General features: G+C 33.5%; 1 protein-coding gene. It reads left to right on the top strand.

The window, feature by feature from the left end; translation table 11 throughout:
• The coding region (locus FUA24_RS00480) for a HisA/HisF-related TIM barrel protein (protein ID WP_246146914.1) at positions 1-254 on the top strand (254 nt) is incomplete at both ends.

Here is a 254-nt window from a genome sequence, read left to right as displayed (position 1 = left end):
TGGTATAGAGCATTTGCATTTAGTAGATTTAGATGGTGCTAAGGCAAGCCATATTGTAAACCATAAAGTGTTAGAAACTATTGCGACTAAAACAAATTTAAAAATAGATTTTGGTGGCGGCTTAAAAACTGATGAAGATTTACACATTGCATTCGAATCTGGAGCAAAACAAATTACCGGTGGAAGTATTGCCGTTAAAAAACCAGAAGTTTTTGAAAGTTGGCTAACCAAATACGGAAGCGATAAAATAATTT

The sequence above is a fragment of the Seonamhaeicola marinus genome, from assembly GCF_008085455.1.
This window is presented reverse-complemented; position numbering and strand designations above follow the sequence as displayed.